The organism is Pontimicrobium sp. MEBiC06410 (assembly GCF_053601615.1).
The window spans coordinates 15,590-36,285 of sequence record NZ_JBSHNT010000143.1 but is presented as its reverse complement, the minus strand read 5'-3'; the positions used below and the strand labels follow the sequence as shown (position 1 = coordinate 36,285).

Below are 20,696 nucleotides of genomic sequence, written 5' to 3'. Positions count from 1 at the left end.
CAAATAAAACGGGCAAACTACTTAATAACCTTGAAATAATCCAGTAAAATAGAATCATTAACTTCGCTAGGTGTAAATACTTCTAATAGCTTAGGTTTATTAGAATCTTCATAAAAATCGTGTAAACTAGTAAGTAAATTTCTCTCTGTATTAGCCTTTAAATATTCAAACCCAAACATTTCACATAGGTGTGATGCATTTAAATCATGTTTAGTTTCAAAATAAGTATCAAAGTTTTCTGTGTTCTTATGTCCAGGAAGAATTCTAAAAATACCACCTCCTAAGTTATTTATAATTATAATTCTAAAGTTTTTTGGGATGTAATTGTTCCACAGCGCATTACTATCGTAAAAGAAGCTTAAATCTCCTGTTATAAATACAGTTTGTTTACTAGAAACTATAGCTGCTCCAATTGCTGTACTTGTACTACCATCAATACCACTAGTGCCTCTATTACAAAAAACCTCTACTGTTTTATTAATATCGAACAGTTGCAAATACCGTATAGCAGAGCTGTTACCTACTTGAAGTAATCTGTTATTTGGTATTGTCTTTAATACTATATTAAACACCTTAAAATCTGAAAAAGGAATTTGTTTTATGTATTCTTCGTGTTTAGTTCTTCTCGTTAGCATTACAGATTGCCAATACTTATTGTAAGTGCTATCTGTAGCTTTAATGTATTTAAAAAAATGATTGAAAAAATAATTTTCAGACATTTTAAAGTGCTTACTTAACACATAAAAAGTATCATTTGCTCTCGTTTCACCTACATGCCAATGTTCTTTTGGTGGATAGTCTCTTAAAAATCGTTTTATTTTTTTTGAAACTACCAAGCCTCCAAAGGTTAACAGTATATCTGGTTTTAATTGTTCGAACTCGGTATCTGTTAATGGTGCTATTAATTTATCTATACTTGGAAAAAACGAGTTGTGATGCAAATTAGATGTTGTTTCCGTTAGTACTATAACACTATCGTCTTCTGCTAATTTATTTAAAAATTGTTGTTCTATGGTGTTTGGTGGGTTAACGCCTACTAAAATAAGTTTTCGCTTTGCTTTATTCCATAGTTTAGCAAATTCATTATAATCTTCATTAAGTATTTCTGGAGTTACTGGTTTTATAACTTGTGGTGTTACAGACAAAGTTTCTACTCTATCGTATAAAGGTTCTTCAAAAGGGATATTAATATGCACAGGCCCGTTTTGTATTAACGCTCTATTTAATGCTTTGTTTATCTCTACCTCGTTTTGTTCCTGAATACTTTGTTGTAATCCTAAATATTTTTCAAGTTTATTTTCTATACTTTTTATTATAGGCAATTCATTTTCATTGTCTTTAAACGTTTGGCCTTCTTTTAAATCTTGTTTTAAATTAGCAGAATATAGTATATGGTTTTTATAGATATTTTCTTGATTAATTGTTTGCCCATCTCCTATACCTACTAAATATTTAGGTCTATCTGCAGACAATACTACTAAAGGAATATTGCTATAATATGCTTCAGATATTGCGGGGTAATAATTTAACAGAGCACTACCTGACGAACATACTAAAGCTACAGGCATTTTGGTTTGTTGTGCTATTCCTAATGCAAAAAAACCAGCACAACGCTCATCTACTATGCTATAGCATTTAAAAAAAGAATCGTGAGTAAAACCTATGGTTAAAGGTGCGTTTCTGCTGCCTGGAGATAATATTATATGTTTAATATTTTTAGCTTTACAAAGTGTTATTACTGTTTGAGCTAAAGGGATTTTAGGGTATATCATAGTTAAGATAAAATCTTATACCATTTGCTAATTAAAACTTCTAAAATTAAGTGTTAGTTGGTATCTTACAAAAATACGAAATATTATAAAATAGTTTTTACAGTTAGTGTTTTATTCACTGTTTCTTCCCATTCTTTTTCTGGAATAGAATCTTTGGTTATACCACCACCCACATATACTGTAACTTCAGTATCTGTATATTTCATGCAACGTAAGTTTACAAAAAGGTTTGTAACTGTTTTTAAAGTATTGTAGGCGTTATTTTCTACATTTCTCCTATTAGCATTTCGTGTTATATTTTCTTTAAGGTTTAACTCTCCTAAAAAACCTGTATAAAATTCACGATTATAATTTTCGTTCTCTAAAATAAATTGCTTGGCTTTAATTTTTGGCATTCCACAAACTGCTGGTGTTGGGTGTAATGCTAGTAGTACCGCTTTTAAGTTTTTTTTATCTTTTTCTAAAGTGCCTCGCAGTTCTGTTTTTATATGTAATAAGTTACCTGCTTTAAGTGTTTCTGTCTTGCCTATACTTAACTGCTTTACTAATGGTGTTATATTATCTACTATAAAATCTGTAACTAGTTTCTGCTCTATAGATTCTTTATTTCCCCAAATAACCTCTGTAGTGCCTTTATATTGTTGAGTTCCTGCCAAAGCCATTGTAGATAACTGGTTGCCTTGTACTTTTAATAATGTTTCTGGAGTTGCCCCAAGCCAAAGCCCTATTTTTGGGTGATACCAACAATATACAAATGCTTTTTTATATTTATTTAAAAGCTTCTTTAATAATTGAATAGCATCTGTTTTTGAGGTCTTTACTTTTTCTTTTCTAGATATTACAACTTTTTTAAATGCATTGTCTGCAACTATTGTTTTTATTGCATTGTCTACTAAACTAATATGAAATAGTTTTGCTGGATTTATACTAGTTTCTGTTTCTGTTATTATTTCAGAAATATTACTTTCTAATGGATTAGAAATATACTTTGCTTCAATAACTTCGGAATTTTTTACAGGTATTAGTATAGTATCGTTTTCTGAATTAAATGGAGCAAATATAAATCCGCTATCATTAAAGTTTTCAGTTTTATATACTATATCATCATTTTGAAGCATAGCTTTTATAGAAATAGTATTAGGTTTTCTATATACTACAAAAGGTAATGCTTTTGTATAGTGAGTAGTAATGGCACTAAAAAATTGTTCTTGATCCATAACCTACTTTTTTGGCAGTGTTATGGTAGATAACTTACAAATAGATATTAAATTATTGTTATCATCGGTTATAGAAATATTTAATAATTGTGTTGTTCTTCCTTTATGTATAAAAGTAGATTTAGCATATACATAGCCTTCTTTAACACTTTTTAAATGGTTTGCTGTAATTTCTATACCTCTAACCATTGTATTTTTAGTATCTAAAAATAAATGGGAAGCAAAACTACCAACACTTTCTGCTAATGCTGCTGTTGCTCCTCCATGCAAAACTCCATCTGGTTGATAAACGCTAGAATTAACAGGCATTCTAGCTACAACAAAATCGTCACCATAATCTATAAACTCTATATTTAAGGTTTCCATTAATGTATTTTTACAAATTGCATTTGCTTTTGCTAAAATGGCTGCTTTAGATAATTGCATAGTAGTAAATATTTATTGAACTTTACGCTGCGAAAATACAAAAAGCTAAACCTAAAATGAATACTACACTAAAAGAAATATCTTATAATACTACAAAGCCTTATGCGACTTTAAACGCTCTTACAGAACATACAAAAACGGTATGGTTTGTTTGTCATGGTATGGGACATTTAAGTTATTATTTTTTAAGACATTTTAAGCATTTAAATCCAGATGAAAATTATATAATAGCACCACAAGCACCAAGTTTATATTACCAAGGTACTGCTTTTAAGCATGTTGGAGCAAGTTGGCTAACTCGTGAAAACACAATAGCTGAAACCGAAAATATTATGTTGTATTTTGATGCCATTTTAAAAACTGAAAACATACCTAATCATTTAAATTTAAATATACTAGGGTATTCTCAAGGTGTTAGCGTTGCCATGCGTTATGTTGCAAAAAGACAGTTACAGTGTTCTCAACTTATTTTACATTCTGGAGGAATTCCTAAAGAATTAGTGCCAGATGATTTTGAGTTTTTAAACACAAATGTTTCTTTAATTTATGGTACTAAAGATGAATACCTTAATGCCGAACGTATTGCTTATGAAACTGAAAGGGCTAATGCTTTATTTAAAAATAATGTAACTATTATTCCGTTTGATGGCACACATGAGGTTAATAATAGTATTATTACAAGTTTAGGTTAAATAATAATAATTATACGTGTATTATAAAACATTTTTTATGACTCCAACTTTAGAAAATAGTAGAGTAAAATTATCTCTTTTAAGTGTAGATAATTATACTCATTTAGTAGACATTGCTAAAGAGAAAGATCTTATTTATTACTCGCCTAGTGTAATTGCTTCTCCAAACCAATTAAAAACTTATGTTGAAACTGCCATTGCTGGTTTTAATAACAAGACTGTATTACCATTTATTATTTACGATAAAAAGAAGTTAGCTTATGCTGGTAGTACGCGTTTTGGGCTTATGGATTATAAAAATAAGGTTTTGCATATTGGATGGACTTGGTTAGGCAAGTCTTTTCAAGGTAGTGGTTTAAATACAAACATTAAATTTTTAATGTTACAATATGCTTTTGAAGTACTTAATTTTGAAAAGGTAGAGTTTCGTATAGATGAGCGAAACAATAAATCTAGAAGAGCTGTTGAAAAAATTGGAGGTATACTTGAAGGTATACTTCGTAAAAATACTGTTATGCAAGACGGTTTTAGACGAAATACTTGCTGTTATGGCATTTTAAAAGAGGAATGGCCAACTATTAAATCTAGTGTTTTTAAAGATTTAAGTTAATGTGTAGACTTCTTTTTCTAATGCTAATAAGTGAGCTAATTTACCATTAACATCTTTTACTGGAAAAATTTCTATATCGCATATATATTTTTCTCCATTTTTTCTATAGTTAATAATACGTTCTTTAATATGTAATTCTTCTGCAATATGGGTTCTAATTTTCTTTAATACTTCTTTTGAGGAATCTTGTCCTTGTAAAAAACTAGGTTTTTTTCCTTTTGCATAGTTAACCGGATAACCTGTCATGCTAATAAAACCTTTATTTACCCATTCTATCTCTTGAGCTATATTTGTTAATATAATGGCCTCAAATGTAGTATTGTTTAGAGTCTCTTCAATATTAAGATTCCAATGGTACCGTTCTTTAAATTCATTTAATACGGCTATTTCTGTATTTCGTATAAATGCTTCTGCTTGCTTATCTATAGCTTGTGTGTATATGTCCCAGCTTTTTAAAGGTCCTCGTAGTGTTTTATTACTCATTTGTTTCATTTTAATTGCTTTTAATGAAACTTAAATAGTATTTATAGATTACATACTATCAATTAGCTTCAAATCGCGAAAGCATTATTGCAAAATAATAAAGGCAAGTAATCTGGCTTATAATAATTTACTTATTAATTACAGTTGCGCGACAGCTTGCGATTTTAACACAATTCCTTTTATTGTTTGTAACAACCTTTATTTAATACAAAAATAAGTATTTAATTCTTTAAATCTTTAATTTTTTTCGAAACACTCCCGCGTTCTCCCAACCGTATAATACCAAGAATGATTCCTGCTATTTTTCCTGGGCTAGTTACAAGTTTTCCTTTTTTTGCTATTTTAAGGTCTCTTTCTGCTATAGTTGCTTTTATTTTATCTTCTGGTGTATTGGCCAATTGCACAGCAAATTTCCATGCTCCGTTTCTAGCTAAAACCATACTAAAATCTATAAGGAAGTCATCTACATCACGCGTCCACGTTAATATCTTTTTTAATGTAGGCCAAATCTTAGATAAATCGTCTTCTACTTCCATTACTAAAGCAGAAAGGATTGTATTTATTTTATTAAAGTCGCCTTTTAAATGCTCTATATCTTCTCCTTTTGAAACCTCAGCTGCTGCTATTCCTAAATCTAAATTAATATGAGCATTCATTCCTATTAACAGGTGTTGTAATACTATAGGCCAATAATTATTAGATAAATTAAACGCTTCTTGCCAAGAGTTAGTTACGGGATCTTGTTTTTCGTAAGCAAAATATGCTTCTAGATAGCGACTAGCAAAAATAACATCTAATCGTTCCATTCTAGGGCCATTATCAAAAATGTTATTCTGTATTCCTTCTTTTACTTTTATAGTGACTTTTCTATATAGCGTAGCAAAATATCCTAGCGGGTTATTATCGTCTTGAGATTTTAAAATGATAGCATCTAAATATATAATAACTTGGTCAATAGTTTGTATAGATTCCAATAACGAGGGGTTTTATAATTAATAACATAAGTAAAATACAAAAAATATTAAACATGATACTAGAATAGTATTTTCAGAAGTTGAGATTCACCTTTTAGAAGTTAAGGGCTTACAACATTATACCTCTAATATAATTTTGATTTAAACTTTAAAATCAATTTTATTATGAAAAACCTATTGTTATTAATCAATTATCCAATAACTAAATTAAATAATGTAGTTGTAAAAATAGCTATTGTACTATTTACCATTACGGCCTTTAATAGTTGTGAATCTTCATCTATTTCAGAAATAGAAAGTATAGAAGAAAATAAAACAATATCTAAATTTGAAGCAAAAAATTTAGAAGCAAAAAGCTCGTCCACTTGTGGTGCTGTAGTTAGTGCTACGGATGTTTGTAGTTATGAAGGTATTCAATTGTATGCAAGTGAGATGTCTGTAATATCAGTTACTGGCGGTTTATTTAATACTGCACCTTTTTATCTTTATAGTGCAGAACTTACTTTTCAAGGTAACGTAATAGCAAGTACTGTTTCTGGGAATTTAAGTAATCAAAGTCCTTCTGCTCAAATAACACGACTCGTTTATTCATCTCCGCAGATTTCTACTTCAGGAACTAATGATTATGTTTTAAACCTTACATACGCAAATAGTCAAAATAATCTTTTTACTTGTACGACTTCTAATTTTTCAATTGGTAGAAATAGTACTTATGCTGTACCCGCTTTTTTAGTACATCGTATTTCTAATACATCTGTTCAAAATGGTAATAGTTTACCTTCTAATGAATTCTACGCTAACGATTATATTACTTTTGATATGACGCCATCTAGTGACATATTTGAATATAGACTTTGGGCTTATGAGTTAGATACACAAGGTAATATTGTATCTTCTCAAAGTGTTGGTCCACTAAATCCTTCTGTGTATCCGTATTTAAATTTACGTAATACTTTTAATAACTTATTATCTCAAGCTACTCATCAATATATTAAAATTGAAATGACTGGTAGTGGTTGCGAGCAAAGCCCAACAACAAATTCGTTTCATGTAAGAACTTCAAAAACTATAAGATTGTTTAACACCGTTAGACCTGCAAAACCAGACTTAACACCATTTGGATAAATAAATTTAAATAAGCTTCGCAAATACAGAATTTGCGAAGCTTATTCTATTCTTTCACTTTTTATAGTCTTTTTTAGCTTTCTTTTAATTGCAATAGCCTACTAATATTAATAAAAAAATAGGGTGATTAAATCCTATTTTAAACATGTTTGTAATAGTATTAATTAATCTATTATTGCTCCATTTACATAGTCTTGAAACCGTTGTCTTAAACCTAACTGTCTGTAAGGTGATAATTGAATCATTAACACGTATGCTAAGTTATTTTCTGTATCTATTTTAAAATAGGTTCCTACTGCTCCACCCCATCCGTATACTTTTTGTAGAGGTTCTCCATACTCTCCTTTTATTGCAAAGCCTAACCCAAAACTAGCTTCGCCTAATGGTAATCTAAAACGTTCTTGATATTGCCTTATATTTGCCATATGGTCTTTAAATAAAAGGGCTACTGTTTCTTCTTTTAAAACACGTTCTTCTTTATACTTTCCTTTGTTTAATAACATTTCGCAAAATTTTAAATAATCTAGCGTAGTTGATACTAAACCGCCTCCTCCATTATATAGTGTTACGTCTTCTACATATCTATTATTTTCAGCAGTCTCAGAAACGGTTAGTGTTTCGTTAGTCCAACGGTAACCTACTGTAAACCTTTTAATCTTCTCTTTTGGCAATTGAAAGTGGGTATCGTTCATCTCTAATGGCTTGAGAATACATTCTTTTAAATAGTTGTCAAGAGATTTACCTGATAACACTTCTACTAAATAACCACATATATTTGTTGATACTCCATAATGCCAATCGGTACCTGGCTCGAAAGTTAAGGGTAATTTACTCACTTGTTCTGCAAACTCTTTGTTAGTTGTTGCATTCCATAGTCCTGAGTTTCTATACAGTTCATTAAGCTCTTGATTATCTCCCCTACCATAACCAAAGCCTGAGGTATGCCGCAACAAATCTATAACTAGTATTGGTCGTTTAGCCAATTGTTTTTCTCCATTTGTATAGGCGTACATTGTTTTAAACATGGGCAAATACTTATATAATGGGTCTTTTAATTTAAACTTTCCTTCTTCATACAGTTGCATTAATGCTACGGTAACAATTGGTTTAGTCATAGAAAATATTCTAAAAATACTTTCATTATCTAATGGCTTTTTAGTTTCAATATTAGCATAACCATAGGTATTAAAATGTACTAATTTATTGTCTTTTATAATTGCTGTTTGTATGCCTGCAATTTGCTTTTTGTCTACTAATCTATGGAAATGAGTATTCATTTTTTCTAAACTATCACTAGACATACCTACCAATTCTGGTTTAGTAATTTTTAAAGTTTTTGTTTGAGCTGTAATGGTACTAGAAACAATTAAAGCTACTAATGTTAGTTGTTTAAATTTATTATGTCTCATTATATTTTTTGTTATTCGAATATTGCTACAGCTCTAACTGGAGCCCCAGTACCGCCTCTAATTTTTAAAGGTAATCCTATAAAACGAAACAGCCCTCTTCCTATTAAAAGGTGTAAATTTATCATGTTTTCATAATGGGTAAAGCCTAAGGCTCCACAAATATGGTGCACTTTTTTATTTGATACTCCTGGAACACCTGGTGACATTGTTTTTATGGGAAAAATCTAGACAAATCCCCTCGGTATAAAACATAGATAATGGCATAGTATCTATAGATTGTTCTTTGTAGGGTTTTGCCATATGATTTATAGCATCTACATGAGTGCCTGTGTGTTCGCCTAATTCTAATTTATAAACACTTGGTGTTACTGTTTTAGAGTTCTCTTCGCCATCCCATTCTTCATGTGTATTATGAACAGTCATTTTAACTTGTGGTAAGCTTTTATATACTGGCATACCTTCGTATATTTCTTGACTTAAATCTATTATTTCTGTCATTATTATCTAATAAATTATTCAAACCTAAACATTTATTTTAATAAAATAGATAATTAGCAAGAAAGGAAAAGTGAATTATTGCTTTTGTAAATACATTTGTAATCCTGACTGTACTGAGGAATATAAATTGAAAACTGAGTTTTATATTCCTATTGTAAAAAATTACTTATGTAGAGCGAAAACTTTTCCTACTACTTTTTATCTAATTGTCCTCAAGCATTAATTATTAGCTAAGACTTAAAAACCCATAAAGCCATTCTACCAAGCGAATCGAGCATTTCGGAAATTTGATCTAAAGACAAGTTTTATACAGCTATACTTTTGATATATAATTTAAACCTTAAATAATTTATCATGAAAAACACATTCGTTATTACTCTTTTACTATTTTTTAATTTTATTAATGCTCAATTTCTACAAAATGGAAGTTTTGAAACTGTTAATGGTAGCACAAACATTTTTCACACGGCATTTACACAACAACAATTAGGGCCAAATTGGTACGCCTATGGAAATACTAGTCCAAATATAAAGTCTAATGGTTTTCAAAATGTAACTGCTACAGATGGTACTAATTTTGCTCATACATGGCATAAACTAGAAAACTTAGGAGGGTCTAATTGGAAAAGAACTGGACAAGCATTTTTTATGTATTATCCTATGCAAGGCGGAGAGCATTACAATTTACAATTTGACTTAAAGTCTAGCAAAGCTTATAATCGTTTCTACGTAATAGCAGTAAATGACTTAATTCCAAACACAACAGGAACGCAAATAAGTAACAGTAATGTTTTACCAACAAATTCTAATAATAATCCAAACAATATTATTTCTAACATTGGGCATAAGGAATTTGTTAATCCAACTTTAAATTTTATAGCTAATACTGGTTGGAATCATAAATCTTATAACTTTCAACCCACTCAAAACTTTAAGTATCTATTATTTATTCCATATATAGATTTAAACTCAAACAACTTAAGTACTAAACAAGCAGACTTTTATATAGATAATGTTAGTATGAGTGGAACTCTAGCACAAACTCATATGTCTATGGTTTTAAATGGTCAGGATTCTAATACTAATATTGGAATCAATATTTGCGATGGTGAAGATGTTATTTTAGATGCTTCTAAATCTGTTGATACTCACCACCACCTTAGATCTTATATTCAAATTAATAGAGTAAATACTAATGGAAGTACTTCTAATTGGTCTACACATACTATATATGGTTTGCCATTTTCTCCTATTAATGTATCTCAACTATACGCTCAAGATGGTTTTTCTTTTTCATCTCCAAATGGAGATCCTGTAGAATATCGTGTTAAATACTCTTTTAATTCTGGCCCTACTAATCAATGGGTATCTAGAACAATGAGAGTTATAGTAAGTGGGCCAACTTATGGTTTTAGTGGTGGTATTAACTGGATTGATATTAATGGTGGTTTTTCTGCAACGAAGACTGTTACTGGTTTACCAAATGGAAGTTACTCTTATCAATGGTATGAAGGCACATCGACGAATACTCCTGTAATTAGTACTACTAATCAAATTACTGTTTATAAAAGTCAAGAAGGTTCTTATCCTTATACTGTAAGAGTAACTAATTTAAATACTGGTTGTTCTACTGTAAAAACTACTTCTGTTACTTACAGAAGAAGACTAGCTTTAAACTCAACGCCCATAAAAGATAATACAACTATTAAAATATACCCCAACCCAGCTACAGATGTTATTAATATAACTGCAACAACCGCTTTTAATCGTGTAAATATTTATAGCCTGAGAGGTGATTTGATACTAAAATCTGATAGTAAAAAACTAAATGTATCTGCATTAAAAAAGGGTATTTACATTATAAAATTCTTTAATAATGACTCTATAATAGAAACAAAAAAGTTTATAAAAAATTAATAGCTCATTCATTAATTATATTAATAAAGCCCAAATATTAGTTTAATATTTGGGCTTTATATTTATTCTGTTTTTAATAGTTTAATTAACTAACTTCTCAACAATATCCTTTACAGGTAAAATAGCTTTAGTATGTTCTATACTTGGCCCTGCTACCCAAACTGTTTTATAAGTGGCTTTTTTGGCTGCTTTTTCTGTGGCTTTCATACCTATGGAAAAGCGAATCATTTTCACCCATTTCTTCAATTTTCTATTTTTATTTAATAGGTTCTCTATCCAAGTTTGTTTGGTTCCTATTTTCTGTACATAAGGTGTATTAATAACTGTACATGGCGTTCCAGAGATACGTTCTGTCATGATTATATCTTTGGCTCCGTAGTCTACACAAGCTTGCTTGTACTCTTCTGTTACTCCTGCTTCTATAGAGGCTATAAATGGGCTTCCTACAGATACGCCTTCTGCTCCGTAGCTAAGCATTTTATCTATATCTGCTCTACAACCAACACCTCCTGCAGATATTACTGGAATATTTAAGCTAGTGCTTAACATATTTGTTAATTCTTCTGGAGATAGGTTACCACGATGTCCTCCTGCTTCATTATTTACAGCAATGGCTGCATCTGCTCCTAATTGTTCTACTTTTTTTGCAAAGCGTAAGTCTGTAACATCACAAAACACTTTTATTCCTGCTTTATGTGCTTGATTAATGGTTTCTTCTGGGCTTCCTAAAGAGGTAATAATAAAATCGCAACCTTCTTCGCATAATACTCGCAATTGCTCTTTATATTTTATGTTTGATTTATTTACAATTAAATTAAATCCAAACGAACCGCCTTCAACTTTATTTGCTTTTAATTCTTTAATAGCTGCTCTTAACTCTTCTAAAGTTCTGTAATTTAATGCAGGAATACAACCAGCAATACCTCCTTTCATAGCTTCTGTTACCATAGCAACGTTAGATACCAAAAACATTGGAGCTTGTATTATTGGATATTTAATATTTAGAAGTTGTGTTAGCTTAGTATTCATAGTTTTTTAATCGTTTGTCTTACAAATATAGTTATAATTTTACTATGCAAGCATAATAAAATTATGCTTCACAAAAAAACGCAATCAAACTAATGATTGCGTTTTTTATATGAAAACACTTATTTTTTATTTTACTTCTTCAAAATCTACATCTTCAACATTGTCTCCTTCTGCTTGTGCTGGTTCTGCTCCGGCATTAGCATCTGGTCCTGGAGCTCCTCCTTGAGCTTCTTGTTGTGCTTTGTACATTTCTTCGCTAGCTACTTTCCAAGCTTCATTTATTTTCTCTAATGCTGGGTCGATAACTGCTAAATCTTTAGTTTCAAATGCTTTTTTAAGTTCTTCTAAAGCTTCTTCAATTGGCTTCTTTTTATCATCAGATAATTTATCACCAAATTCTTTTAATTGCTTTTCCGTTTGGAAAATCATAGAATCTGCTTCATTTAACTTCTTAGCATTTTCTGCTGCTTTTGCATCTGCTTCTGCATTTGCTTCTGCATCTGCTTTCATTTTCTGGATTTCGTCTTCAGTTAAACCAGAAGAGGCTTCTATACGAATGTCTTGTGATTTTCCTGTTGCTTTATCTGTAGCAGATACTTTAATGATACCGTTAGCATCAATATCGAAAGTTACTTCAATTTGCGGTACTCCTCTTTGTGCTGGTGGAATACCATCTAAGTGGAAACGTCCAATTGTTTTGTTATCTCCTGCCATAGCACGCTCTCCTTGTAATACATGGATTTCTACAGATGGTTGATTATCTGCTGCTGTTGAGAATACTTGAGATTTTTTAGTTGGAATTGTTGTATTTGCTTCAATAAGCTTCGTCATTACGTTACCCATTGTTTCAATTCCTAAAGATAAAGGTGTAACATCTAATAATAATACATCTTTAACATCTCCTGTTAAAACACCTCCTTGTATTCCAGCTCCTAGAGATACAACCTCATCTGGGTTAACGCCTTTACTTGGTGCTTTTCCAAAGAATGCTTCTACTGCTTTTTGTACCGCTGGGATACGTGTAGAACCACCTACTAATATTACTTCATCAATATCGCTTTTAGATAATCCGGCTGCTTTTAATGCAGATTGGCAAGGCTCTATTGTTCTTTTTACTAAATCGTCTATTAATTGCTCGAATTTAGCTCTTGTTAATGTGCGTACTAAGTGTTTTGGTCCACTTGCTGTTGCTGTAATATATGGTAAGTTTATTTCTGTTTGCTCTGAAGAAGATAATTCAATCTTAGCTTTTTCTGCAGCTTCTTTTAAACGCTGTAAAGACATAGGATCTTTACGTAAATCCATACCTTCTTCTGCATTAAATTCATCTGCTAACCAGTTAATGATTTTTTCATCTACGTCATCTCCTCCTAAGTGTGTATCTCCATCTGTAGATAATACTTCAAATACTCCGTCTCCTAATTCTAGGATAGAAACATCATGTGTACCACCTCCAAAATCGAATACTACAATTTTTTGATCAGATCCTTTTTTGTCTAATCCATACGCTAAAGCCGCAGCTGTAGGCTCGTTAATAATACGACGAACTTTTAATCCTGCTATTTCTCCTGCTTCTTTAGTTGCTTGACGTTGAGCATCGTTAAAGTATGCTGGTACTGTAATTACTGCTTCTGCTACTGAAGTTCCTAAATAATCTTCAGCTGTTTTTTTCATTTTTTGAAGTACCATAGCAGATAATTCTTGTGGTGTATATAAACGACCATCTATATCTACACGTGGTGTATCGTTATCTCCTTTTACTACTTTATAAGGTACACGTTCTGCTTCTTTTTTAGATTCAGAATATTTATTACCCATAAAACGTTTAATAGAATAAACTGTTTTTGTTGGATTTGTTACTGCTTGTCTTTTTGCAGGATCTCCAACCTTTATTTCTCCGCCTTCAACAAAAGCGATAACTGAAGGTGTTGTACGTTTACCTTCTGCATTAGGAATTACAACTGGCTCGTTACCTTCCATTACAGAAACACAAGAGTTGGTTGTTCCTAAATCGATTCCTATAATTTTACTCATAATAGTATATAATTTTATTTTTTTGTGTTCAATATTATTTTTAAATACGATTACTATAAGTCAATGATTGTGCCAACGAAAAAGAACTGACACGATGTCATAAAATAAAAAAAAGGTTTCAATATAAATGAGACCTTTTCTATAGTATTCGGGGATATTCTAATATTTAATTTTCTGTCATAAATATATCAAAATAGAATTGACCTGCCCAACAATTTGCTGTAGTATCTCCATAGGTATCTGTTCTTGTTATATTCATAACTATAGCTGCTTGAGATTTACTTGCATAATTTAAACTGAAGGTGTCTGGGAATGAACTATTATTATTAGCAGAGAAAATAATTCCACCTGGGTTAAAAGGTAAATTAGGTGAAAAGCTATACCTAACTTGTAAGCGCTCTGGCAAAAAAGGCGCTACTAGTACATCTTGCCCACTAATAGTTGCTGTTTGCCCAGCTGTAGTTTGTTGCTGAAGCACCTCCCAAGTTACTGTAGTAGCCACACCTTTTATAGTGGTGTTAAAGGTACCTGTAGATCCTACCGAATTAGAATTGCAAATAGGGATTTCCATGGTATCTATTGTTGCAATATTTGGAATATCTGAAATTTCGTTACTTGTTAATGTTGTCCATCTTCCATTACCATTAGCATCACTCGTTAATACTTTTCCTAAAGATTGGTTTCCGTCTATTATTCTTATGGCTGCTTCTCCACTAGATATTAATGTAATATCATCTACTCTAGCAATATCGCTACCGCCATCTGCAGAAGAATCTTTAAAATACCTCCAACGTAATGTATGTGTTCCTGCACTTCCAAAATTATAAGTATAATTTGTCCATGGTATTGTACCAGACCAAGAGTCTATAACAGTTCCATCTACAGAAAATTCTAAAAAGTCAAATGATGCTTCAGAACTCACCTCGTAATAAAAACTAAGTGTAGCTCCATTAGCAGGTATTGTTGCTGAGTATTCCATAATTGACTCTTGGTTATCTGCAATATCACCAGATTCTGCTGCCTGAGTTCCTGTATTTGTGCTTGTTGTTTGTGTAAACCAATTTGCATCTCCACTTGTAGTTAGTGGTGCTAGTGCTGTCTCAAAATCTTGGTTTAAAATTGTAGTGGCTGAACTCGTATTTTCTATATGTAATTTAGTTGTTGGGTTTGTTGTGCCAATACCTATATTACCTGAGTTAGCATTATACATATCATTACCACTAATGGTCCAATCACTATCAGCTGCACCTCCAAAAGGTTGCCATACCGAGCCATCGTAATAATAAAACCCTGGTGTATTATTTGTTTGAAAAACTAATAATCCAGTGGCTGGAGTTGTAATTGCATCTCGTTGTGCTTGTGTTAACCTTGGAATTAATAATCCTGAAGTTGTAGATTCTATATCTAATGCTGAACTAGCATCAGGTGTTGTGGTTCCTATACCAACTTGGGAGAACACCACAAAAGAATTAAATAAAAGTACTGCTTTTATTAACAGTAAGCTTGCATTTTTCATATTTGTATGGGAAGTTGTGTTTCACAAATATGCTTTCTTATCCCAAAAGAATACAATTTGTGGGACAAAAGGACTTATTTTAGGGATATTTAAATATTTTTATTTTTTCTAACAAACTCCTTTTGAAAGAATTAGAGACTGGTATAGTATAATTTTTAATATAAATAGTATGCTTCGTTTTATCCATGGATTCTATGGCATGAATGTTTACAATAAAACCTCTATGCACTTGTACGAAAGCTTCTGTTAATTGGTTAATAAATTCTTTAATTGTAGCTCTATATTTATACTCTCTATCTTCTGTGTATATAAATAAATAGTTTTTTTTGGATTCTATAAATAATATTGAATCTATACTAACTTGATCGAATTTGTCTATGTTTTTTAATAATAGCGTCCCTTTTTTATTTGCTTTTGCTTTCTTTTCATGTTTATGTAACGCCAATTCTATCGCAGAAAATAATTCTGGTTTTTGAAAAGGTTTAATTAAATAGTTGTAAGGGTCTGTTTCTATTGCTTTAGAAATGGTAGACTTGTCTGAATATGCCGTTAAAAATACAAAAGGAATGTTATAATTAATATTTATATAATTCGCCAACCATATCCCATCTCTTTCTTCATTTAAATTAATGTCTAATATTACTAAATGAATGTCTTCTTTTAAATATTGTAAAGCTTCTTCTGTAGAAACTGCTATGCCAACAATTGAATAATTGTTTTTTTCTAAATACTCTGCAATTAATTTGGCAGTAATATACTCATCTTCTACTATTAATACCTTTACATCTTTGCTCATTTAAATTGTATTTGTATAGTTAATCCATTGCTATTCTTAACCACTAAGTTTCCTTTTAGCTGTCTAGTTAGCCCTTTAATTAAATCGAAACCTATAGTTTTTGAGTTTTCTAAACTATAATTTTTGGGTAAACCTCTACCATTATCTTTTATTTCTAATATAAGTTCATTGTTACTACTTGTTTGTTTTAATACAACCTCTAACCTTCTTTCGGTTTCAGTTGTAAAAGCATGTTTATAGACATTACAAGTCGCCTCATTAATAATTAAACTTATTGGCACAGCTTTAGCGATATCAATACTTATTTTTTCTACATTTATAATAATATCTATCGGTTTTTGAGGGTTTTCATAAGAAACTTTTAACATGGCTACCAGCTCTTCAAGGTACTCTTGCATTTTAATTTTACTGATTGCATCAGATTGATACATCATTTTATGTATAAGTGCTACCGACTGAATTCTATTTTTACCTTCTTCTAGAGCTATTTTTATTTCTTGATCATCCACCTTTATATTCTGCAGTTCTAATAATCCCGATATTATTTGCAAATTATTTTTAACTCTATGGTGCACTTCTTTTAATAATATTTCTTTTTCAATAAGTGCCTTCTCAATTTCTTTATTTTTATTCTGTATTTCTGTATTCTTACTTAATAATATTTTTTTGTCTTTCTTTATTCTATAAACACCATATATACTTATTAGTAATAATATTGATAGTATAAATAAAAACACAAAGAGTCTTTTTTGTTGTTTATTTTTTTGTAGTAACTCATTGTTTTTAACTTCTATTTTAAAAGCTTCAATCTCTTTATCCTTTTTATTAATTTCTAAAATTAATTCGTTTGTTTTTATTACTCTAGCTTTATTAAATTCTTCTATTTCATTATGTGTTTTAAACGTTTCATTCAGCCAAAAATTAGCAGAATCCATTTGTTTTCGTTTTTTATAAAATGCAGATTTCTGTTTATAAAATGTAATTTTATTTTTACTATGTGGGCTTATTAATAATTGCTTTTCTACGGCTTTAAATACATCTCTAATAACATCTTCTTTTGCAGAGGTATTAATATATGCTTCGGCTAATAAACAATAAGCTTTTACTAAATTGTTTTTGTCTTGATTATATTCTAAACTGTATTTAACCTCTTCTTGTAATAAAGGAATAGCCTTTTTATATTCTTTTTTTATAATAAAAATTTCAGCGATATTACCATGTACTAAACCAATAATTCTATTTCTATTAACTGGGTCATTAGACAATGATTTTGATGCAACTTTTAAGGATTTATTAAAATAAAATAATGCTGTATCCATTTTTGCTGCCTTAAAATAATAGTATCCTAAATTATTATATGCAGACGGTATAATTAAAGAGTCTCTTCTTTCGTTTTTATCTAGTTGTTTTATTTCAATTTTTAATGCTTTAGCAGCTTTCTCATATTGATTTAATTGTTGGTAAAGTTTACTATTAACATTATAGGTCCATAAGGGATAATATGCTCCTTTGTCTATTAAATTATTTATTTGAGTATTTATCTCGAAAATTTCAGAATACAAACCAAGTGAATAGTACGTTTTATTCAAATTATCTAATACGTCTATACTGTCTGCTAAAGGAACATTACCTTCTTCTAAAAGCGTTCGTAAGGTATTTACACTCTCTATATATTTTCCTTGGTTTCTATCTATATCTGCTAGTATTATAGCTATTTTTGCCTTATCTGAATTAGTAATTTGAGAATTGTTTAGTGCTTTTAATTCTTTTTTAAAAAAGGAAGAATAAGTCTTTTTTAAGGAATCTGAAATTGAATCGTATAATTCAATTTTTTGCTTTAATGTTGCGTTCAAAAATTTAGTTTTGAACTCGTTTGTTTGCGAGAAACACAATAAACAATTGAATACTAAGCTTAAAAAAAATATTTTTTTCAACATTATAACAAAAAATGACTTTTTGCAATATAATTATTTCAAAATTATAATTACTTATAGATAATACTACAAAGCCTTAGTTTATATACCAAAAAAGCAGCGTTTTATCCCTAAAAAGTAGCACACTTCGGCCCGTATTTATATAAATTTAAGAAAGTTATAACTAGGTTTTAAAAACAAAAAATTACTTGAAATTCTATTAAACTTATAAAACACAATACTATATATTTGTTTTTCTAATTAATTAAGTAAATATGGAGTGTATTTCGGTTTTCGATATGCTAAAAATTGGAGTTGGCCCTTCTAGCTCTCACTCTTTAGGACCATGGAGAGCAGCAGAACGCTGGCTTTATGAATTGAAAGAAGATAATAAATTTAAAGATGTTAAACGTGTTAAAATAGATTTATACGGATCATTATCTCTAACCGGAAAAGGGCATGCTACAGATTTGGCTGTAATGCTAGGTTTAAGCGGTAGTGATCCCGAAGTTATACCTACAGAAACTATTGATATTATTATCGCTTCTATTCAAAATACAGGAAAGCTAGTATTAAATAATGAAATGATTATTCCTTTTGACATTAATAATGATATTGTATTTAATAAAAACTTCCTTCCTTTTCATGCCAATGGTATGACTTTTACGGCTTATGATGAATCTGAGGTTCATCAATCTACATTTTACTCTATAGGAGGTGGTTTTGTTGTAAAAGAAGAACGTACGGTACATGAAGAGAATAAAGAATTAAAAAGTGAATTTCCTTTTCCAATAGACAAAGCTTCAGAATTAATAAACTATTGTAAAGCTGAAAACAAATCGGTTTCTGAAATTGTTTTAGAAAACGAACGTTCACTACGCGATAATACTACTATTGATTATGAGCTTGAAAGAATATGGAAAACCATGCTAGATTGCATGTTTACTGGATGCCATACCGAGGGGACTTTACCTGGCGGGTTAAATGTTCGTCGTCGTGCTTTTGATATGCATAAAAAGTTAAATGTAGAGGTACCTTATATAACCTCTCAAGATTGGCTACAAAGCATAAGACAAAGTGAAGTTAAGTTTCGCCAAATATTAAAATGGGTTAGTTGTTTTGCACTTAGTGTTAATGAAGTAAATGCTGCTTTAGGTCGTGTTGTTACAGCCCCAACAAATGGAAGTGCTGGTGTAATTCCTGCAGTTTTAATGTATTATATGGTTATAGAAAATCATGATGCCGATTTTAAACACATAAAGCAATTTTTATTAGTTGCTGGCGAAATAGGAAGCATCTTTAAAAAAGGAGCTACTATTAGTGCCGCTATGGGAGGTTGTCAAGCAGAAATAGGTGTATCTTCTGCAATGGCAGCTGGAGCTTTATGTGAGTTGTTAGGTGGTACTCCAGAACAAGTTTTAATTGCTTCAGAAATAGCAATGGAACATCACTTAGGGCTTACCTGCGACCCTATAGGTGGTTTAGTACAAATACCTTGTATTGAAAGAAATTCTATGGGAGCTATAAAAGCAATTAATGCCGCCGAATTAGCTTTAGAAACAGACCCTAGTAATGCTAAAGTGCCTTTAGATAAAGTTGTTGATACCATGTGGGAAACTGCAAAAGATATGAACACGAAATATAAAGAAACTAGTGAAGGAGGGTTAGCCATTCGTGTAAATATGGCAGATTGCTAATTCTATTAAGAAATATCTCTAGTCCTAAATAATCGATACAGATTAAAATAGAAATAATAAAAAAACAGAAGCTACTAACTTCTGTTTTTTATATATTAAAATATTTCTATAATTATTCTTTACAACCTTTTTTACGTCTAGTATCTATTAAATAAATAATTTTCCAAGTTCCATTATCTTTAAATAGTTGAAAAGAATTTACTCCACAATGCAAAAAATTTCCATTAAACCAAAATTCGTATGGTGTCCAAGCATTTGCCATATTACCATCTACCCTTATTTTAAAATCTAATAAGCGTTCATCCCATTTTTGGTCTGCTGGTCTTTTACCAATAGTTTCAATTAATTTAGTAGAATTATCTGTAACAAGCATGTCTTTACCTGCTTTGTTTTTATATGCTGTTTGTGTTGTAAACTTCCCCATCATTACAGACTTCATTAAGGTAGTGTCGCCTTTATGGAATCCTTCAAAAAAAGTTTCTATTGTTTGTTTAACTGCAACCTTTTCGTCTACTTGTACTTGAGCTGTTATAATATTAGCAATTAATACTACAATAATTGTAATTATACGGACCATAATTATTGATT

19 protein-coding genes and 1 riboswitch are annotated in these 20,696 nt (G+C 30.5%); of the genes, 5 read left to right on the top strand and 14 right to left on the bottom strand.

Features of this window, described 5'->3' with window-relative positions:
- Positions 1 to 17: 17 nt before the first annotated feature.
- The 3 genes from menD to ACVC08_RS04825 form a co-directional block, all read right to left on the bottom strand.
- Entirely contained in the window at positions 18 to 1,772 is a 1,755-nt protein-coding gene (gene menD / locus ACVC08_RS04835; RefSeq protein WP_452601200.1) for a 2-succinyl-5-enolpyruvyl-6-hydroxy-3-cyclohexene-1-carboxylate synthase, read from the bottom strand.
- 83 nt (positions 1,773 to 1,855) lie between these two features.
- Positions 1,856 to 2,989, bottom strand: a complete 1,134-nt coding sequence (locus ACVC08_RS04830; protein WP_452601199.1) for a chorismate-binding protein — start codon at positions 2,987 to 2,989, stop codon at positions 1,856 to 1,858.
- A 3-nt stretch (positions 2,990 to 2,992) separates the two neighbouring features.
- Positions 2,993 to 3,415, bottom strand: a complete 423-nt coding sequence (locus ACVC08_RS04825; protein WP_452597685.1) for a PaaI family thioesterase — start codon at positions 3,413 to 3,415, stop codon at positions 2,993 to 2,995.
- A gap of 56 nt (positions 3,416 to 3,471) precedes the next feature.
- Between ACVC08_RS04825 and ACVC08_RS04820 the strand changes: the two genes are divergently transcribed.
- Together ACVC08_RS04820 and ACVC08_RS04815 are read left to right on the top strand one after the other, a co-directional pair.
- Positions 3,472 to 4,107: an alpha/beta hydrolase gene (locus ACVC08_RS04820; RefSeq protein WP_452601198.1), complete on the top strand. Its 636-nt coding sequence runs from the start codon at positions 3,472 to 3,474 to the stop codon at positions 4,105 to 4,107.
- Between the two features lie 37 nt (positions 4,108 to 4,144).
- Entirely contained in the window at positions 4,145 to 4,717 is a 573-nt protein-coding gene (locus tag ACVC08_RS04815) for a GNAT family N-acetyltransferase (protein WP_452601197.1), read from the top strand.
- Here ACVC08_RS04815 and ACVC08_RS04810 read toward each other — a convergent pair.
- Both ACVC08_RS04810 and ACVC08_RS04805 read right to left on the bottom strand, forming a co-directional pair.
- Entirely contained in the window at positions 4,709 to 5,200 is a 492-nt protein-coding gene (locus ACVC08_RS04810) for a PAS domain-containing protein (RefSeq protein ID WP_452601196.1), read from the bottom strand. The genes ACVC08_RS04815 and ACVC08_RS04810 overlap by 9 nt on opposite strands.
- A gap of 85 nt (positions 5,201 to 5,285) precedes the next feature.
- A riboswitch (cobalamin riboswitch) is annotated at positions 5,286 to 5,415 on the bottom strand.
- 6 nt (positions 5,416 to 5,421) lie between these two features.
- Positions 5,422 to 6,174, bottom strand: coding sequence for a DUF5995 family protein (locus tag ACVC08_RS04805; protein WP_452601195.1), 753 nt, complete (start codon positions 6,172 to 6,174; stop codon positions 5,422 to 5,424).
- A 165-nt stretch (positions 6,175 to 6,339) separates the two neighbouring features.
- Between ACVC08_RS04805 and ACVC08_RS04800 the strand changes: the two genes are divergently transcribed.
- Entirely contained in the window at positions 6,340 to 7,299 is a 960-nt protein-coding gene (locus tag ACVC08_RS04800) for a hypothetical protein (RefSeq protein ID WP_452601194.1), read from the top strand.
- Positions 7,300 to 7,463: 164 nt separating this feature from the next.
- Here the strand turns inward: ACVC08_RS04800 and ACVC08_RS04795 are convergent, their stop codons facing one another.
- Genes ACVC08_RS04795 through ACVC08_RS04785 form a run of 3 tightly spaced genes read right to left on the bottom strand, consistent with a single transcriptional unit; the run spans position 7,464 to position 9,206 of the window.
- Positions 7,464 to 8,708 (bottom strand): serine hydrolase domain-containing protein, encoded by a 1,245-nt coding sequence (locus ACVC08_RS04795; RefSeq protein WP_452601193.1) that lies wholly within the window; start codon positions 8,706 to 8,708, stop codon positions 7,464 to 7,466.
- A gap of 11 nt (positions 8,709 to 8,719) precedes the next feature.
- Positions 8,720 to 8,914: a hypothetical protein gene (locus ACVC08_RS04790; protein ID WP_452601192.1), complete on the bottom strand. Its 195-nt coding sequence runs from the start codon at positions 8,912 to 8,914 to the stop codon at positions 8,720 to 8,722.
- The gene (locus ACVC08_RS04785; protein ID WP_452601191.1) at positions 8,883 to 9,206 is read right to left on the bottom strand and encodes a cyclase family protein; all 324 of its coding nucleotides are present in this window, start codon (positions 9,204 to 9,206) and stop codon (positions 8,883 to 8,885) included. Before ACVC08_RS04785 ends, ACVC08_RS04790 begins: the two co-directional genes overlap by 32 nt.
- Before the next feature lie 354 nt (positions 9,207 to 9,560).
- Between ACVC08_RS04785 and ACVC08_RS04780 the strand changes: the two genes are divergently transcribed.
- Positions 9,561 to 11,123 carry a T9SS type A sorting domain-containing protein gene (locus tag ACVC08_RS04780; protein WP_452601190.1) on the top strand — a complete coding sequence of 521 codons (1,563 nt, stop codon included), beginning with the start codon at positions 9,561 to 9,563 and terminating at the stop codon, positions 11,121 to 11,123.
- A gap of 81 nt (positions 11,124 to 11,204) precedes the next feature.
- Here the strand turns inward: ACVC08_RS04780 and ACVC08_RS04775 are convergent, their stop codons facing one another.
- The 5 genes from ACVC08_RS04775 to ACVC08_RS04755 form a co-directional block, all read right to left on the bottom strand.
- On the bottom strand, positions 11,205 to 12,152 hold the full coding sequence (locus tag ACVC08_RS04775; protein WP_452598093.1) for an NAD(P)H-dependent flavin oxidoreductase: 948 nt from the start codon (positions 12,150 to 12,152) through the stop codon (positions 11,205 to 11,207).
- Between the two features lie 126 nt (positions 12,153 to 12,278).
- On the bottom strand, positions 12,279 to 14,186 hold the full coding sequence (dnaK, locus tag ACVC08_RS04770; RefSeq protein ID WP_452598094.1) for a molecular chaperone DnaK: 1,908 nt from the start codon (positions 14,184 to 14,186) through the stop codon (positions 12,279 to 12,281).
- A gap of 166 nt (positions 14,187 to 14,352) precedes the next feature.
- Complete coding sequence (locus ACVC08_RS04765) at positions 14,353 to 15,702, bottom strand: hypothetical protein (RefSeq protein ID WP_452601189.1); 1,350 nt, start codon at positions 15,700 to 15,702, stop codon at positions 14,353 to 14,355.
- A 79-nt stretch (positions 15,703 to 15,781) separates the two neighbouring features.
- On the bottom strand, positions 15,782 to 16,498 hold the full coding sequence (locus tag ACVC08_RS04760) for a LytR/AlgR family response regulator transcription factor (protein WP_452601188.1): 717 nt from the start codon (positions 16,496 to 16,498) through the stop codon (positions 15,782 to 15,784).
- Positions 16,495 to 18,351 (bottom strand): tetratricopeptide repeat-containing sensor histidine kinase, encoded by a 1,857-nt coding sequence (locus tag ACVC08_RS04755; RefSeq protein WP_452601187.1) that lies wholly within the window; start codon positions 18,349 to 18,351, stop codon positions 16,495 to 16,497. The genes ACVC08_RS04760 and ACVC08_RS04755 overlap by 4 nt, the downstream gene beginning before the upstream one ends.
- Before the next feature lie 335 nt (positions 18,352 to 18,686).
- Here ACVC08_RS04755 and ACVC08_RS04750 point away from each other — a divergent pair, with 335 nt between their 5' ends.
- Positions 18,687 to 20,108 carry an L-serine ammonia-lyase gene (locus ACVC08_RS04750; protein ID WP_452601186.1) on the top strand — a complete coding sequence of 474 codons (1,422 nt, stop codon included), beginning with the start codon at positions 18,687 to 18,689 and terminating at the stop codon, positions 20,106 to 20,108.
- 112 nt (positions 20,109 to 20,220) lie between these two features.
- On the opposite strand, the gene ACVC08_RS04745 is transcribed toward ACVC08_RS04750, so the two are convergent.
- Complete coding sequence (locus ACVC08_RS04745) at positions 20,221 to 20,685, bottom strand: nuclear transport factor 2 family protein (protein WP_452601185.1); 465 nt, start codon at positions 20,683 to 20,685, stop codon at positions 20,221 to 20,223.
- Between the last annotated feature and the right edge of the window lie 11 nt (positions 20,686 to 20,696).

Bases quoted from the DNA above. Each gene is read 5' to 3' on its own strand.
- menD (WP_452601200.1), bottom strand. From the start codon at position 1,772: ATGATATACCCTAAAATCCCTTTAGCTCAAACAGTAATAACACTTTGT.
- ACVC08_RS04830 (WP_452601199.1), bottom strand. From the start codon at position 2,989: ATGGATCAAGAACAATTTTTTAGTGCCATTACTACTCACTATACAAAA.
- ACVC08_RS04825 (WP_452597685.1), bottom strand. From the start codon at position 3,415: ATGCAATTATCTAAAGCAGCCATTTTAGCAAAAGCAAATGCAATTTGT.
- ACVC08_RS04820 (WP_452601198.1), top strand. From the start codon at position 3,472: ATGAATACTACACTAAAAGAAATATCTTATAATACTACAAAGCCTTAT.
- ACVC08_RS04815 (WP_452601197.1), top strand. From the start codon at position 4,145: ATGACTCCAACTTTAGAAAATAGTAGAGTAAAATTATCTCTTTTAAGT.
- ACVC08_RS04810 (WP_452601196.1), bottom strand. From the start codon at position 5,200: ATGAGTAATAAAACACTACGAGGACCTTTAAAAAGCTGGGACATATAC.
- ACVC08_RS04800 (WP_452601194.1), top strand. From the start codon at position 6,340: ATGAAAAACCTATTGTTATTAATCAATTATCCAATAACTAAATTAAAT.
- ACVC08_RS04795 (WP_452601193.1), bottom strand. From the start codon at position 8,708: ATGAGACATAATAAATTTAAACAACTAACATTAGTAGCTTTAATTGTT.
- ACVC08_RS04790 (WP_452601192.1), bottom strand. From the start codon at position 8,914: ATGTCACCAGGTGTTCCAGGAGTATCAAATAAAAAAGTGCACCATATT.
- ACVC08_RS04785 (WP_452601191.1), bottom strand. From the start codon at position 9,206: ATGACAGAAATAATAGATTTAAGTCAAGAAATATACGAAGGTATGCCA.
- ACVC08_RS04780 (WP_452601190.1), top strand. From the start codon at position 9,561: ATGAAAAACACATTCGTTATTACTCTTTTACTATTTTTTAATTTTATT.
- ACVC08_RS04775 (WP_452598093.1), bottom strand. From the start codon at position 12,152: ATGAATACTAAGCTAACACAACTTCTAAATATTAAATATCCAATAATA.
- dnaK (WP_452598094.1), bottom strand. From the start codon at position 14,186: ATGAGTAAAATTATAGGAATCGATTTAGGAACAACCAACTCTTGTGTT.
- ACVC08_RS04765 (WP_452601189.1), bottom strand. From the start codon at position 15,702: ATGAAAAATGCAAGCTTACTGTTAATAAAAGCAGTACTTTTATTTAAT.
- ACVC08_RS04760 (WP_452601188.1), bottom strand. From the start codon at position 16,498: ATGAGCAAAGATGTAAAGGTATTAATAGTAGAAGATGAGTATATTACT.
- ACVC08_RS04750 (WP_452601186.1), top strand. From the start codon at position 18,687: ATGGAGTGTATTTCGGTTTTCGATATGCTAAAAATTGGAGTTGGCCCT.
- ACVC08_RS04745 (WP_452601185.1), bottom strand. From the start codon at position 20,685: ATGGTCCGTATAATTACAATTATTGTAGTATTAATTGCTAATATTATA.